At 69.0% G+C, this 14,817-nt stretch carries 9 protein-coding genes; 3 read left to right on the top strand and 6 right to left on the bottom strand.

Going from position 1 to position 14,817, the window contains the following annotated elements:
* Positions 1–10: 10 nt before the first annotated feature.
* The 6 genes from AC3ZJJ_RS09670 to AC3ZJJ_RS09695 form a co-directional block, all read right to left on the bottom strand.
* Positions 11–988, bottom strand: coding sequence for an AAA family ATPase (locus tag AC3ZJJ_RS09670; protein WP_489891612.1), 978 nt, complete (start codon positions 986–988; stop codon positions 11–13).
* 49 nt (positions 989–1,037) lie between these two features.
* A complete protein-coding gene (locus tag AC3ZJJ_RS09675; RefSeq protein WP_489891613.1) occupies positions 1,038–7,124 on the bottom strand; it encodes an Ig-like domain-containing protein in 6,087 nt (2,028 codons plus the stop codon).
* Between the two features lie 117 nt (positions 7,125–7,241).
* Positions 7,242–8,435 carry an adenylate/guanylate cyclase domain-containing protein gene (locus AC3ZJJ_RS09680; protein WP_489891614.1) on the bottom strand — a complete coding sequence of 398 codons (1,194 nt, stop codon included), beginning with the start codon at positions 8,433–8,435 and terminating at the stop codon, positions 7,242–7,244.
* Complete coding sequence (locus AC3ZJJ_RS09685) at positions 8,428–8,988, bottom strand: PH domain-containing protein (RefSeq protein WP_489891615.1); 561 nt, start codon at positions 8,986–8,988, stop codon at positions 8,428–8,430. Before AC3ZJJ_RS09685 ends, AC3ZJJ_RS09680 begins: the two co-directional genes overlap by 8 nt.
* 66 nt (positions 8,989–9,054) lie before the next feature.
* Positions 9,055–10,032, bottom strand: coding sequence for a biotin--[acetyl-CoA-carboxylase] ligase (locus AC3ZJJ_RS09690; protein ID WP_489891616.1), 978 nt, complete (start codon positions 10,030–10,032; stop codon positions 9,055–9,057).
* A 29-nt stretch (positions 10,033–10,061) separates the two neighbouring features.
* Positions 10,062–10,919 carry an SDR family oxidoreductase gene (locus AC3ZJJ_RS09695; RefSeq protein WP_489891617.1) on the bottom strand — a complete coding sequence of 286 codons (858 nt, stop codon included), beginning with the start codon at positions 10,917–10,919 and terminating at the stop codon, positions 10,062–10,064.
* A gap of 196 nt (positions 10,920–11,115) precedes the next feature.
* Here AC3ZJJ_RS09695 and AC3ZJJ_RS09700 point away from each other — a divergent pair, with 196 nt between their 5' ends.
* From AC3ZJJ_RS09700 to AC3ZJJ_RS09710, 3 genes are all read left to right on the top strand, one after another.
* Positions 11,116–12,729, top strand: a complete 1,614-nt coding sequence (locus tag AC3ZJJ_RS09700; protein WP_489891618.1) for an acyl-CoA carboxylase subunit beta — start codon at positions 11,116–11,118, stop codon at positions 12,727–12,729.
* Between the two features lie 26 nt (positions 12,730–12,755).
* Entirely contained in the window at positions 12,756–12,995 is a 240-nt protein-coding gene (locus tag AC3ZJJ_RS09705) for an acyl-CoA carboxylase subunit epsilon (protein ID WP_489891619.1), read from the top strand.
* Positions 12,996–13,078: 83 nt separating this feature from the next.
* Positions 13,079–14,770 (top strand): DUF885 domain-containing protein, encoded by a 1,692-nt coding sequence (locus AC3ZJJ_RS09710; RefSeq protein ID WP_489891620.1) that lies wholly within the window; start codon positions 13,079–13,081, stop codon positions 14,768–14,770.
* Positions 14,771–14,817 lie beyond the last annotated feature (47 nt).

The raw sequence follows: 14,817 nt of genomic DNA on the forward strand, positions 1-14,817 counted from the left end.
CCGGGGCGGGTTAGGCATTGGCCACGGCGCGCTGCTGCGGCGCCGCGGTGTCGGCAAGCACGCGCGAGAGGACCGCGTGCGGGGTGGCGCCCGCGAACTCGGCCTCGGGGTCCATCACAAAACGGTGGGTCCAGACGTAGGGTGCAAGCTCCTTGACGTCGTCCGGGAGCACAAAGTTCCGTCCCTCGGAGGCCGCCCAGACCTTCGCCGCCCTGACCATGGCCAGGGCGCCGCGGACGGAGACGCCGAGGCGGGTCTCGTCGGCATCGCGGGTTCCCTCGCAGAGTTCCGCCACGTACTCCAGCACCGCGTCGTCGACGTGCGTGGTGGTCGCGAGGTCAGCCATGTCCGCGACGGCCTGGGTGGTGATGATGGCCTGCAGGCCCACGGAGCGGTCCCGGGTGGTCGCGCCGGAAAGCAGCCGAACGGTCGAGGCGCGGTCCGGGTAGCCGATCGAGGTCTTGATGAGGAAGCGGTCGAGCTGGGCCTCGGGCAGTCGGTACGTACCGGCCTGCTCGATCGGGTTTTGGGTCGCGATCACCATAAAGGGCCGGCCCTGCGGGTACGTGGTGCCGTCCACCGTCACGCGCCCCTCCTCCATGACCTCGAGCAGTGCCGACTGTGTCTTGGGCGAGGCGCGGTTGATCTCGTCGGCCAGTACCAGGTTGGCGAAGATCGGGCCCTTGTGGAACTCGAACTTCTGCGTCTTCTGGTCGTAAATGGTGATGCCGGTGACATCCGAGGGCAGGAGGTCCGGGGTGAACTGGATGCGCGAGTGCGTTCCCTGGACGGTGGCCGAAAGCGCGCGGGCGAGCATGGTCTTCCCCGTGCCGGGGGCGTCCTCGAGCAGCACGTGTCCCTCCGCCAGCATGGCCGTCAGGACCAGTTTGACGACGTCGTCCTTGCCCAGCACGGCGCGGCCCACGTTCGCGACGAGCTTCTCAAATGTGCCGGCAAACCATTCTGCCTGCTCCGTGGTCATGGTCATGGGGATGTCTCCTTCAAAAGCTGTGAACGTGGGTGGCGGGAGCCTTGGGCTACCAGTTGCTGATCTTGTTGGACTCGACGCCGTCGACGGTGGCATAGACGGGGTTGGCGTAGCCCTCGCCGTTCACGCATTCGATGACAGACCGGCCGTAGCCGTCGCCATTGGTCCTCATGGTGTGCACACCGCTGTCGAAGCGGCCGTTGCTGTTGTAGCACCGCACGGGGAAGGACGCGTTGCCGGCGAAGTTGTTCACCTCGACGTCGAACTTGTGGCAGCGGATCCAGCATCCCTCGTACCCGTTGTACTCCGGGCCCTTCCGCAGGGTGACGGAGCGGGCCGGCGGATCCGGCTTCTTGTTGGTCGTGTCGCTGACCTGCCACGAGCCGGAGTGGTTGCCCTCGGAGTCCCGCGCGGTCACGGTCAGCGTGCGGGTGGTGCTCCACCCCAGACCGCCGACGCGCTGGTTGCCGTCGTTGGGCGTTCCCCCGTAGCCCCCGTCGACCGAAATGGTCAGCGTGACGGGCCGACCGTTGGCGTAGGCGTCGGCGTTTCCGTTCCACCGGAAGTCGATCCAGTCGTCGCCGTGGCTGGCCGACCGACCGCCGCCGTCGCGCAGCGGCCCGTAGGAGCTGGTGCTGTTCGACCCGGCGCTGGGGTCGCCGGCGCCAGCGGCGTTCAGGGCGCGGACGCGCCAGGTGTGGGCGGACCCGTTGGCGTTGGTGGTGATGACCGTTCCGGGACCCGAGATGGACTGCCAGGAACCGCCGTCGGTCGAATACTGGTAGGCCGTGATGGCGGATCCGTTGGCCCCGGGCGGGCTGAAGTCCAGGCGGACCTGGTTGTTCTGCCCGGTCGCCGTCGCGGTGGGCTTGCCGATGGCGAGCGGACGCCCGTAGGGGGTGACGGCCGTGGACTGCGCGCTTTCCGGCGACGCCCCAACCTTGTTCTGGGCAGTCACACTGAAGCTGTAGGAGCTTGTGGTCTTCAGGCCCGGCAACGTCTGGCTGGTACTGCTCGCCGGCAGCTTCATGGAGCGTTCCAGGGCGCCGTTCTCGAAGACCTTCAGCGTGTATCCCTGGAGCGGCGCGCCGTTGTTGTCCGGCGCCGACCAGTTCACGTTGACGACGCCGCCGTCGACCGCCGATTCCTGGCGCACCGCGGTCGGGGCGACCGGCTGGAACGGCTTCCCTGCCGGGATCACGCCCGCGGAGTAGAGGCTCCAAGGGGACGGCTTGTCCGCCTTGTTCAGCGCCTGCACCCGGAACTGGTAGGAGACTCCGTTGGCGAGACCCTTCCACGTGTAGCCGGTGCCGGTGATGCCCGTGACCTGGGTGACGCCGTTGGCCGGCGCCGGGGAGATCTCCAGCGTGTAGCCGGTGACCGCCGAACCGCGGCTGACCGGTGCGGCCCACTTCACGGCGACCTCCTGGTCGCCGTAGGTGGTGGTCGGCGGCGCGGGCTGCTCGGGTTCGACGTCCGGCCGGGCCTCGGCGGACTCGGCCGAGGGGTCGGACTCGTTGACCGCGTTTGTGGCGGTGACGGTGAAGTTGTAGGTCTTGTCGTTCACCAGGCCGTTCAGCGTGCACGTGGTCGCCGCGCACTGCTGCTCGAATCCGCCGCCGCGGACCGTGTAGTACTCGATGGGGGAACCGTTGTTGGACGGCGCGTCCCACTGCAGGACCACGGTCTGGTCGCCGGTCGACTCCACCAGCGGCAGGCCCGGCGCCTCGGGGCGGCCCTTGACGTTCAGCGTGACCGTGCCGGTGACCTCGCGGTCCGCGTCCTCGGTCATGTCGCCGATGGTGTACTGCACGGTCATGGTGCCCACGAACGTCTCGGCCGGCGTGATTTCGAGGTTCTGGCCGCTTACCTGGACCGTTCCGTCCCCCTGCCGCCCGGTGGCGCCGATGATGGTCAGCTCGCCCTCGCCCTTGTAGGGGTTGTGGTCGTTGGCCAGCACGGGGACCACCTCGGTGCGGCCCTGGTGGGCGTCGGCGACAGTGTCGTTGACGGCCACCGGGAGCTCGCGGTTGGAGGCGAGCACGGAGATGGAGACCGTCGCGGAGACGGGTGGATTCTTCTCGTCCTGGACCGTCACCGTGACGGCGCCCCGGGTGCCCTTGGGGGTCGTTGCCGGCGCGGACGCCCGCAGCGTGTGACCGTCGACGAGTTCGACGTCGACGCCCTGGATGTTGGTCTCGGCAACCTTGAACACCAGTTTTTCGGTGTCTCCGGCATCGGGGTCCGTGGCCGTGCGGCGCAGGTCCAGCGTGGCCGGGTCCTCGCCCTGCGCCACCTCCATGGAATTCGACTGGATGGTCGGCGGCTTGTTTTCCTCGGGCCGCGGCAGGACCTTGACGGGGATCGACAGGACGGCGGCAAGGCCGTCCGGGTCGTCCGGTCCGGTCCCGTCGGTGACCTCGACGGTCACGGATGCCGGGCCGGAGTAGTCCTTCGCCGATCGGAAGGTCAGTTCGGTCGCCGACTTGACCAGCTGGCCCTCGCTCTGGGGCACGGACTTGATCTTGTCCTCGCCCGTCAGGCGGGCGCTGCGCCCGTCGCGCACCTGGACGAGGTCCGGGAGCTTGAGCTGCAGCGGCTCGCCGGCCATGATCTCGAGCGGCGTGTCGCTCTTCAGGACTGGGCGCGCCTCTCCGGAGCCCGGCACGTGCGCGAAGGCGGTGGAGTACAGGCCGTCGACGTCGGTCACCGTGTAGGCGACCACCTGCGCCTGCGCGAGCACCTTCACCCGCAGCTGGCCGTCGACGACGCTGGCGGTGTCGGGCTCGTCCGGCAGCGAGACCTCGAGGTCGTCGGTGCGGCCGTCCGGGTCCTCGTCGTTGTCGAGGACCGGGATGGTGATCTGCTCCTTGCCCACGGTCTCCTGGAGGGAGGAGCGGTCGTCGCGCGCGATCGGGGCCAAGAGCTTGGCCTCCGGGTCGGCCTGGACCGTCAGCGTCGCCGAGGCCGAGCCTCCGCGTCCGTCGCTCACGTTGTACCGGACGGACAGCGAGCCCTTCTCCGACGGAGACGTCACGACGATGCGGCCCTCGACGACCTTTGCGTCGGCGCCCTCGGAGGCCTTGAGGTCGTCCACAAGCGCGATCTTGTCCCCATCGGGATCGGTGTCGTTGGTCAGCACGTCCACGGAGACCGGACGGTCGGGCCGCACCGTGATGGAGTCGTTGGCCGCGACGGGCGGGTTGTTGGTGCTGGCGAGCGGGGCGATGCCGACCATGACGGTGCCGGTGGCGCGCGCACCGAGCCGGTCTTCGACGACGTAGGTGAAGACGTCGGTTCCGCTGGCCTCCTTGCCGGCCGTGTACTCGATGGCCGAACCGCGAACCTTGGCGTTGCCCAGCGTGGGGGCGGAACCCAGCTGCACCAAGGTGACCGAGTCGCCGTCCGGGTCGATGCCGTTCAGCGGGATGTCGATCGACGTGCTGCCGCCGGCGAAGACGCGGCCCTGGACCTGCACGGCGTTCGGCGGCGCGTTGTTCTCGAGGTCCTGCGGCTGGACGTGGAAGTTGACGCGCGCGTTGGCCTCCTGGCCGTCCGGGCCCGCGACCGTGTAGACCGCGGACACGGTGCGCGGCTTGCCGTCGAACGCCCCGGCGCGGAAGCGCACGGTGTCGTCGGCGACGCTGACCAGGCTGCCCTCGCCGATCTTCGAGGATTCCTTGAGCTCGGGGCGCAGCGTCAATTCGGCGCCGTTCGGGTGGACGTCGTTCTCAAGGACGTCGACCGTCGCCACGTCTCCGGCCCGCACCACAACGGTGTCCGGGTTGGGCCGCGGCGGGTCCAACCGCGGCGGGGCGGGAACCGGGATAACGGTGATCTCGCCCTTGGAGACGCCGCTTCCGTTGGAGACCGTGTAGGTCACCTTGGTGGACTCGGTCAGGCCGCGCACGTCCGTGACGCGGACAAAGCTGTTGCGTTCGACGGCGACCGTGAACGGCGCGTCGTCCGGGACTTCCGCCCCGGTCAGCACCAGGACGCCACCGGCCGGATCCGAGTCGTTGCCGAGCACGTTGACCAGCACGTTTCCTCCCGCGGGCAGCAGGGCGACGTCGCGCACGGCCACCGGGTTGCCGGTGTTCTGCTCGGGGTCCTTGACGTCGATGCGGATGAGCCCAGCGGCGCTCGAGGGGCCGTTCGTGGCCACGTACTTGGCGTAGAAGGTGCCGGTGCGCTCCCCGCGCAGCGTGACCGTCCCCGTGTCCGGGTTCGACGCCAGTTCCAGCCCGTTGACCGAGTCGACGTTCGCCAGGCGGAGTCCCGCTCCGGACGGGTCGCCGTCGTTCTCCAGCGGAGAAAAGGTCACCTCCTCGCCGACGTTGGCCACCACGTGGTCGGTGGAGGGGATCGGCGGGATGGTGGACTTGGCGAGAACCTCGACGACGATGCGCCCCTGGGTGCTCTTCTGTCCGTCGGAAACCTGCACCGTGATCTCCTTGCGGCCCACGGCCTTGCCGCTGTCCTGGAAGGTCAACGCGCCGTCGGGCCGGACCCGCACGGTGTCGTTGTCCTTACTGGCGCCGCCGAGGAGCTGGAGGTCGTCGCCCTCGGGGTCCGACCAGTCCGTCAGGATGTGCTGGGTGATCGATTCGCCCTGCTGGACGCGCAGCGTGGTCACGCGTTCCTGCACGGGGCCGGTGTTCTTGTCCATCGGCACGACGCGAACGGTCGCCTTGCCGGTCGCTTCGCCGCCGCGCCCGTCGGACGCCTTGTAGACGAACGACGTCGAACCGGTCGCGTCGTCCGGGACCACCAGCTGGAAGCCGGTGCCGTCGTAGATTCCCTGCAGGGTTCCCACGGAGGGCTGCTTGCCCTCCAGGGTCGCCACCAGCAGGTCGCCGTCGGGATCGACGTCGTTGAACAGGACCGGCAGGGCCGTGGTGCGGCCCGGGCGCACGCCGAAGTTGTCCGGCTTGGTGATGGGCTTTTTGTTGTCCTCGGTGCGGTTGGGGAGCTCGATCGCGTCGGTGATCTCCTTGGAGTCCTCCTTCTTCGCCTCGCCCTTGCCCTTGGGCGGTTCCAGATCGCTCCAGTTGTTCACCACCTGCATGCCGTCGTTGACCAGCCACACCAGGCCGCTGGCAACATCGTTGAGCACCACCACGTCGCGGTTGACGCGGAAGGCCAGTTCGGCGGAGCCGCCGAGTTCGGGGATCTGCGCCTCGTTGTCCTCGGCGTCGTTGGCGCAGTCGCGGACGTAGGCCGCGCTGCCCTGCCACGCCGCGTAGGTGCATTCGCCGACGCGGACCGGCTGGATGGGCTCGCCCGTCGCCGCCAGGGGGCGGTAGGTGGCGTCGCCCCCTCCGAGCGGCACCTCGGCCAGCTTGTTGGACAGGGCGATCGCGACGCCGTCGGCCTCGGGCCCGGGCGCCTGGATCTTGCCTCCCGTGGGGTCGACGACGGTGGTTGCCGTGCCGTCGGACGTCAGCACGTCTCCGGATGCGGCATCGAAGACGACGGCGGTATCGCCAACCACGCTCAGCTGCGGGTCGGCCAGCGAGGACAGGCCCTCGATCTCGCGGTTCTCCCCCGGCTCGAACGTGCCGTCGGCGAGCGCCGTGAAGCTGAGGAACCGGTTGGCGTTGAAGTCGACGGCCCAGACGGTGTCGTCGGGGCCGACGGCGGTGAGGGTGTCGCCCTCCGCGTCGAGCAGCGGCTCCTGGTCCTGCGCCGAGAACTCGCTGAGCTGCTCCGTGCTGGACGCGTAGACAATGCCGCGCTCGGCGTCGGAAACCGCCACCACCGAGGTGCCGTAGGAGAACGACGAGTTGGCCGGCAGTGCGTTGTCGTCGGTGAAGGCGACCATGGCCGGGTCCACCGTGGTCAGCGAGGCCTGCTCCAGGTTTCTGACAAACACCCGGTCCGCGTTCTGCGCCAGGTCGTAGCGGGGCAGTGGTGTCACCACACCACCGTCGAGCACGCGCGACTGGTAGTTCAGGTGGCCCACCTTGTTGACCGACTTGTTGACCACCCAGACGCCGCCGTCGTTGAGGTCCACGTCCGCGGTTTCAAACCCGGGGTAGATGATGGCTCCGGTGACGGCCAACGCCGTTGCCGCCGAAACCGCCGCAACCTTAAAGCCCGCGGACTTGCCGGTATTCGCTCCCCATCGGGACATGACGAGACCTCACGTAGATACTTGTCGCCTAAGCGCTCCCCCAACAAGACCGGCGTCGACCGTCATCAGCCTAACCGATGGAGGAACAACAGTGCGATGGGGAGTTGTCCCCATGCGTCAGTCCAGCACCAGGCCGGTCCCCTCGCCGGGGGCCAGGACCACCGGATTGATGTCTCCGAAGCCGCGCACGGACGTCGTTTCCTGCGGAATCAGTACAAACCGGTCGTCGCCCGCAAGCGTGGCCGCAGTCATGGCGTCGGTGAGCACCGTCCCGGGCTCCGCGAGCGCGGTCAGCCGCGCGGCGAGGTTGACCGTTGGCCCGTAGATGTCTCCGAGCCGGGACAGGATCCTGCCCCAGACTAGGGACACCCTCGTGTCCGGGAGGAACTCGTCCTTCTTGAACTCCCGCGCCAACGACAGCGAGATCTGGGCCCCAGCTTGCGGTGTTTCGGCGACGAAGAGGACCTCGTCGCCGATGGTCTTGACGAGGCGGCCGCCGCCGACGGAGATGATCTCGGCGCACTTGTTCTCGAACCGCTGGACCAGCTGGGCAAGCGTGCGTTCGTTCATCCGGCGGGACAGGCTGGTGTAGGAAACCAGATCGGCGAACCCGACCGCGCGCGCCAGGGGCAACGGCGCGTCGTCCTCGCTTCCGTCCCGGCCCTCCTCGCTGGACGCGAGGCCGGTCTCGGCGCGCACGCCAAGCCTGTGCACCGCGGAATTGAGCTGCCGCCGCCACGAGTACAGCAGGATCTTCTCCATCGGCTCGATCAGCTCCGGCAGCAGGTCCACCAGACGCCGCCGGGCCTCCGGATCGCTCACCCCCTGGTTTTGCACCATGTCCTCGACGAGGGCCTCGACCTGCCACACCACCATGCGGTCGGTCATCTGGCCGATCGCCCGGGTCAGGGAAATCGCCGCCTCCTCCGTGAGCTTGCCGGCGCGCACCTGTTCGACGATGACCACCAGCGCGTCGAGGTCCACTTGGGTGAAGGCGACGTCGTCGTCCCCGAGGTTGGGGAAGCCCATGGCCCGCCACAGCTTGCGGGCGCTGAGCAGCGAGATCCCCGCCCCGGCGGCGACCTCGCGCCGGCGCATGGTGCGTTCCGCACCCAGCAGCCTGTGCTCGAGGTCCTTTGCGGACTCCTTGACGGCTTCGCGGGCGAGCGCCTGCACCAACGGGAGGGCGCGGGTCTCGGGACCGGCGTCGGGGCTCAGTTGGGGCAGTGGGGCGGTGGTGGGGTGCGGCTCGGGATCCGGCGTTGCGGCGGACGAGCCGCCCAGCACGCCGTCCTGCGGCCCATCAACCATGTCCCGTCCAATCCATCCGTTGTTCAACATCCAGTTCTACACCATCGAACATGACGGTCCTTGGCAAAGCCTCGATGGCGTCGAGGACCAACTCCCGCAGCCGGTGGACGCCCGGCATGTTCGTCAACTCGGCCGCGCCGTTGGCCGTGTCCAGCACCAGAGTCCCGGCTCCCGCCCCCCTTCTGAGGACGGGTTGGCGCACCCGGATCCCCCCGACGATCACCAGCGGCAACTCCCACTGAGACCGTCCGCCCATTCCGCGCCGGATGACGACCCGGCGGTTGGTCAGGTAGGTCAGCGTGCGCTGCCAGCGCAGAAGCGGGGCCACGCACCAGGTCAGGGCCAGCACGGCGGCCGCGAGCGGCACCACCACCCGTAGCAGGGGAAGCGCGTCCTGAAGGGCCGGCGGCAGGCCGGGACGGCTCAGCCACCCCAGCGCGAACCCCGTCAGCCCGACGAGGGCCAGGAAGGCGAGGGCGGGGACCATCAGGACCCGGCGGTGCGCGCGTGTCCTGACGATGACGCGTTCGCCCTCTGCCAGCCGAAGCCGCATGGGTCCTCCTCGTGGGTTGCTCGCTTCAAGTCTAGGCGCGGGCCCCGGCCCCCGGCGGCCGGTTGGCTACGCGTAGCCGCCATCCGCGCGGCGCACGTGCACCACGTCGCCCGCGCGGAGGACCGTCTCGGTCCCGTCGCCGGAGCGGACACGCAGGGCGCCGTCGGCCTCGAGCCCCACGGCCGTGCCCTCCAGTGTCGCTCCGCCGGGCAGGTCGGCGCGGATCCGTGCGCCGAGGGTGGCCATGCGCGCCGAGACGCCAACGCGCAGCCCGGCCGCGGCGTCGCCCTCCGCGGCGACGAAGTCGCCGTACAGGACCGCCACCCTGCGAAGGTACGCGCCGAGGACCACCGTGTTGTCGATCGATGGACTGCCCTCCAGCAGCAGGCTGGTGGCGGTCGGCACGGGCAGTTCGGCCTCGGTGAGGCCGACGTTGACTCCCGAGCCGACGACGACGGCCGGCACGCGGCCCGCCGGCACCAGCTGGGCCAGGAGTCCGGCCACCTTGCGGCCGCCGACCAGCACGTCGTTGGGCCACTTGATCCGGGCGTCGAGCCCGCTCGCCTCCTCGATGGCCTCCGCCAGCGCCAGCGCGCAGAGCATGGACAGCCAACCGTAGGCGCCGGCCGGCAGCGGTCCCCCGGCGGCGGATCCGGGCCGAAACAGAATGGACGCCGCAAGGGAACTGCGCGGAGGCGCCTGCCAGACCCGCTCGAGGCGCCCTTTGCCCGCGGACTGGAAGTCGGTGGCCAGCACACTCAGGTCCGGCCAGTCCCCCGGGTGGGCGGCGGCCGCCTCAGCAACGTCGGCGTTGGTCGATCCCGTGGACTCGACGGTCTCCAGGCGGGCGTAGGGTCCAGCGGGCTGAGCGAGGGTCGCCCGCAGGGCCGCACCGTTTAGCGGCTGGCGGTCCAGGGGTCCGAAGTCTTGGCGTCCGGGGGCCTGGTCTCCGGGGGCCTGCGGCCCGGGCGGCGCCGCCGCTTCCGCGGGACCTGACGTTGCCTGCGGCTCGGGGGCGGCGGGGGTCGATGCGTCGCTCGTCATGGTTCCAGCCTAGATCCCGCCGCGCGGTCCTAGAGGAAGATGTCGGGGACCAGCCGGTCCTCCGGTGCGCCCAGGCTGTACTCGGAAAGATCCGTGGCGCCCTCCGCGCGGAGGACATCCTCGTCGGTGAAGAAGTTGCCGGTGCAGCCGGCCGCGGGCCGGGCGAGGACCGCCACCGCGGCGTCGGCCACGATGCGCGGGCTCCTTGCCGAGCGCGCCAAGCTCTCGCCGCCGGGCATGTTCCGGATCGCGGCCGTGTCGATGAGCGTCGCCGGCCAGAGGGAGTTCACGGCGATGGCGTCGGCGCGCAGCTCCTCGGCCAGGCCCAGCGTCGTGAGACTCATGCCGTACTTGGCCATCGTGTACGCAAGGTGCCTGCCCGCCCACGCGGGATCCAGGTTCAGCGGCGGGGACAGCGTGAGGATGTGGCCGTTGGCCGAGCGGCGAAGGGCCGGGAGGCTGAGCTTGGAAAGCAGGAAGGTTCCGCGCACGTTGATGTCCTGCATCAGGTCGTAGCGCCGCATGGAAACGTCGTCGGTTCGGGACAGGTCGATCGCGGACGCGTTGTTGACGACGGCGTCGATGCCGCCGAACGTCGCCACCGTCTCGTCGACCGCATTCTGGACGTCGGCGTCGTTGCGCACGTCCCCCACGAGCGGAAGGGCGATGCCGCCGGCCGCCCGGATTTCCTCGGCCGCCGAATACACGGTCCCCTCCAGGGACGCGTGGGTGCGCGCAGTCTTGGCCATCAGGGCGATGTTGGCACCCTGCGCTGCGGCGCGCAGGGCGATCGCCAGGCCGATTCCCCTGCTCCCTCCACTCATCAGGATGGTGCGGCCTGCGAGCGGGGCGGCGGGATCGGTCTCTGCGGTTCGCTGCGTGGTCATGGCAACACCCTACGACAGAAATCGACCAAATGTTACCCATCGGTAACAACGGTATTTGCCACCACACCGGCCCAGTGCCGCTGGTGGTTTTTGTAGGGTTCCTACAGGCTGGCGATGAACGCCCGTCACTAGACTTGCAGGAACGGCGCAATCGTTGTGCCATTCCTACTACCCCAACCAGACGGGAGTCCCCGGCATGAGCGAGACCGGCACCGACACGATTGACGATGCGATCGACGTGTCCACCACGGCGGGCAAGATCGCCGAGTTCCGCCGCCGGCAGGCCCAGTCGCTACTCCCCTCCGGTCCGGAGGCCGTGGAGAAACAGCACGCCCGGGGGAAGAACACGGCCCGCGAGCGGATCGACCTGCTGGTCGACGAGGAATCGTTCGTTGAGTTCGACGCGCTGGCGGTCCACCGCACCTCCGCCTTCGGCATGGACAAAAAGCGGCCGCTTGGCGACGGCGTCGTTTCCGGCTACGGCACCGTGGACGGCCGGCTGGTCGCCGTGTACTCCCAGGATTTCTCCGTGTACGGCGGCTCGCTCAGCCAGGTGAACGGGGAAAAGATCGTCAAGGTCCAGGAGTTCGCCCTCCGCAACGGCTGCCCCGTGGTGGGCATCAACGACGGCGGCGGCGCCCGCATCCAGGAAGGCGTCGCCTCGCTGGCGATGTTCGCCGACATCTTCCGCAACAACGTCCATGCCTCTGGGGTGGTGCCCCAAATTTCCCTGATCATGGGGCCCTGCGCGGGCGGGGCCGCCTACTCGCCTGCCTTGACCGACTACGTGGTCATGGTGGACAAGACCAGCCACATGTTCATCACGGGACCCGACGTCATCAAGACGGTGACGGGCGAAGAAGTGGACATGGAGACCCTCGGCGGGGCCCGGCAACACAACTCCACCACCGGCACCGCCACCTACCTCGCCGCGGGCGAGGAGGACGCGATCGAGTTCGTCAAGGAGCTCCTGGACTACCTCCCGTCCAACAACATGGCCGAGGCGCCCGCCGCGGACTTCGACGAGGAACTCGAACTCACCGCCGGCGACCTGGAACTGGACACGCTGATCCCCGACTCCGCCAACCAGCCCTACGACATGCGCAAGGTGATCGAGCACGTCGTGGACGACGGCGCGTTCCTCGAGATGCAGTCGCTGTACGCGCCGAACATCATGATCGGGTATGCGCGCGTCGAGGGCCGCACCGTGGGCATCGTCGCCAACCAGCCGATGCAGTTCGCGGGGACGCTGGACATCGCCGCGTCGGAGAAGGCCGCGCGCTTCGTCCGGAACTGCGACGCGTTCGGCGTGCCCATCCTGACCCTGGTGGACGTCCCGGGATTCCTGCCCGGCAAGGACCAGGAGTTCCAGGGGATCATCCGCCGCGGCGCCAAGCTCCTGTTCGCCTATGCCGAGGCCACCGTTCCCAAGATCACCGTCATCACCCGCAAGGCCTACGGCGGCGCGTACATCGTGATGGGGTCCAAGAAGCTGGGCGCCGACCTGAACCTGGCCTGGCCCACGGCCCAGATCGGCGTGATGGGCGCCCAGGGCGCCGTGAACATCCTCTACCGCCGCGACCTCGCGGCCGTCGAGGCCGCCGGCGGCGACGTCGAGGAGCGGCGCCAGGAGATCATCGCCGACTACGAGGCCGAACTCTTGAACCCGTACCAGGCCGCCCAGCTCGGGTATGTGGACGCGGTCATCGCGCCAGCCGACACTCGCCTGCAGATCGTGCGCGGCCTACGCGCCCTGCGCGACAAGCACGCGTCGCTGCCCGCCAAGAAGCACGGCAACATCCCGCTGTAGGAAGACCGCTGAAGGAACGGAGCAACGTGGAGAACACAACGACGCCGGAGACCGGACCGGGTGCGCCGGCGCTGTTCACCGTGGAACGGGGCAACCCGACCACCGCCGAGCTGGCCGCGCTGACCGCCGTGGTGCTGGCGTTGGGCAATGGACAGGACGAGGAGGAGCCGGCGACCGCGTCGCGTGGCGAGCGCCTGCGGCGCCAATCCCGCCGGGGCAGGCAGCTGGCCGGGCTCCCCGGGTCCTGGCGCAGCGGGCGGTTCTAGACGCGCCGCCGCGCAAGTGCGGGAGACAAAATAACTCGGCCAGGGTCTTCAGCGAAGGCTTCACAAACCGGTAGTCTTCCCCTATGACCAACGCCACATCCGGAACCTCACGCGTTCCCACCGCCATCGACGCCGTCGCCGACGACTACTTCGCCCGCCTGCTGGAACTCGCGCCCGATTTCGCGACGAGCCTGGGCATCCCGGGGCACGAGACCGAATACGGTGACTATTCCCCCGCGGGCGAGCGCGCCATGGCCGAGGCGAACCGGACGGCCCTCGCACGGCTCGAGGGGCTGGAACCTGTGGACGACATCGACCGGACCACGTTGGACGCAATGCGCGAGCGGCTGGGGCTGGAGCTGGAAATCCACGAGACCGGCGTGACGGAGCTGAACAACATCGCCTCCAACGCGCAAGGCATCCGCGCCGTCTTCGACCTGATGCCGACGGACACCGCCGAGCAGTGGAGCCACATCGCAGGCCGCCTCGCCAACGTGCCCGGTGCCCTCGCCGGCTACGAGGAATCGCTGCGCGCAAGCCTGGAGCAGGGCAAGGTTTCCGCTCGGCGGCAGGTGGAGATCGTCGTCGAACAGGCCCGCGACTACGCGAAGCCGGGCGGCTTCTTCGACTCGTTCGTCGCCGGGGCTAGCGCCGGCGACGAGGAGCTGACGCCGTCGCTGACCGCCGACCTCAAGCAGAACTCCCGGCTCGCCGCCGACGCGTACAGCCGGTTCGCCGATTTCCTCCAGAACGACCTCCTCCCCCACGCCCCGGTGAAGGATGCCGTCGGCCGCGACTACTACGCGCTGATGTCGCGTCGCTTCCTCGGGGCCGCGGTCGACCTCGAGGAAACCTACCGCTGGGGCGTGGAGGAGCTGGAACGGCTCATCGCGGAGCAGGAACGGGTCGCCAACCAGGTCAAGGACGGGGCCTCCATCGAGGAAGCCAAGTCGATCCTCAACGCCGACGCCGACCGCCAGCTCAAGGGCACCGAGGCGCTGAAGTCCTGGATGCAGGGGAAATCGGACCAGGCCGTCCGCGAGCTGAAGGATGTCCACTTCGAGATCCCTGAGGTGATGGAAAAGCTCGAATGCATGATCGCGCCGACGCAGGAGGGCGGCATCTACTACACGGGACCCTCCGACGATTTTGCCCGTCCCGGGCGGATGTGGTGGTCGGTGCCGGTTGGCGAGGACCAGTTCACCACTTGGTCGGAGACCACCACGGTCTACCACGAGGGCGTCCCGGGCCACCACCTGCAGGTCGCGACCGCCACCTATCGGCGCGACACCCTGAACAACTGGAGGCGCAACGCCTGCTGGGTATCCGGTCACGGCGAAGGCTGGGCCCTCTACGCGGAGAGGCTGATGCTCGAGCTCGGCTACCTGTCCGACCCGGGCGACCACATGGGCATGCTCGACATGCAGCGGATGCGGGCGGCGCGGGTGGTGTTCGACATCGGCGTCCACCTGGAGTTCGACATGCCGGAGCGTTGGGGCAAGGGGCAGTGGACCCCGGAGAAGGGCTACGACTTCCTGGCCAAGCATCTGGACATTTCCGAAGGTCAGCTCAAGTTCGAGTTCACCCGGTACCTCGGCTGGCCCGGGCAGGCCCCGTCCTACAAGGTGGGCCAACGCCTGTGGGAGCAGATCCGCGACGCGCGCCGAGAGAACGAGGGCACCGCGTTCGACCTGAAGTCCTTCCATTCGGAGGCCCTAAACTTGGGTTCCGTCGGGCTGGACACGTTGCGCCGGGCCCTGCTGCCGACCCCTTAACGGGGTGAATCCCGAGGGTGAAATTCGCCCTCGCGGCTGTCAAGCGG

The organism is Arthrobacter sp. AOP29-A2-19 (genome assembly GCF_058138025.1).

Excerpts from the sequence above, each read along its gene's own strand:
- AC3ZJJ_RS09670 (WP_489891612.1), bottom strand. The coding sequence starts at position 988 with ATGACCATGACCACGGAGCAGGCAGAATGGTTTGCCGGCACATTTGAG.
- AC3ZJJ_RS09675 (WP_489891613.1), bottom strand. The coding sequence starts at position 7,124 with ATGTCCCGATGGGGAGCGAATACCGGCAAGTCCGCGGGCTTTAAGGTT.
- AC3ZJJ_RS09680 (WP_489891614.1), bottom strand. The coding sequence starts at position 8,435 with ATGGTTGATGGGCCGCAGGACGGCGTGCTGGGCGGCTCGTCCGCCGCA.
- AC3ZJJ_RS09685 (WP_489891615.1), bottom strand. The coding sequence starts at position 8,988 with ATGCGGCTTCGGCTGGCAGAGGGCGAACGCGTCATCGTCAGGACACGC.
- AC3ZJJ_RS09690 (WP_489891616.1), bottom strand. The coding sequence starts at position 10,032 with ATGACGAGCGACGCATCGACCCCCGCCGCCCCCGAGCCGCAGGCAACG.
- AC3ZJJ_RS09695 (WP_489891617.1), bottom strand. The coding sequence starts at position 10,919 with ATGACCACGCAGCGAACCGCAGAGACCGATCCCGCCGCCCCGCTCGCA.
- AC3ZJJ_RS09700 (WP_489891618.1), top strand. The coding sequence starts at position 11,116 with ATGAGCGAGACCGGCACCGACACGATTGACGATGCGATCGACGTGTCC.
- AC3ZJJ_RS09710 (WP_489891620.1), top strand. The coding sequence starts at position 13,079 with ATGACCAACGCCACATCCGGAACCTCACGCGTTCCCACCGCCATCGAC.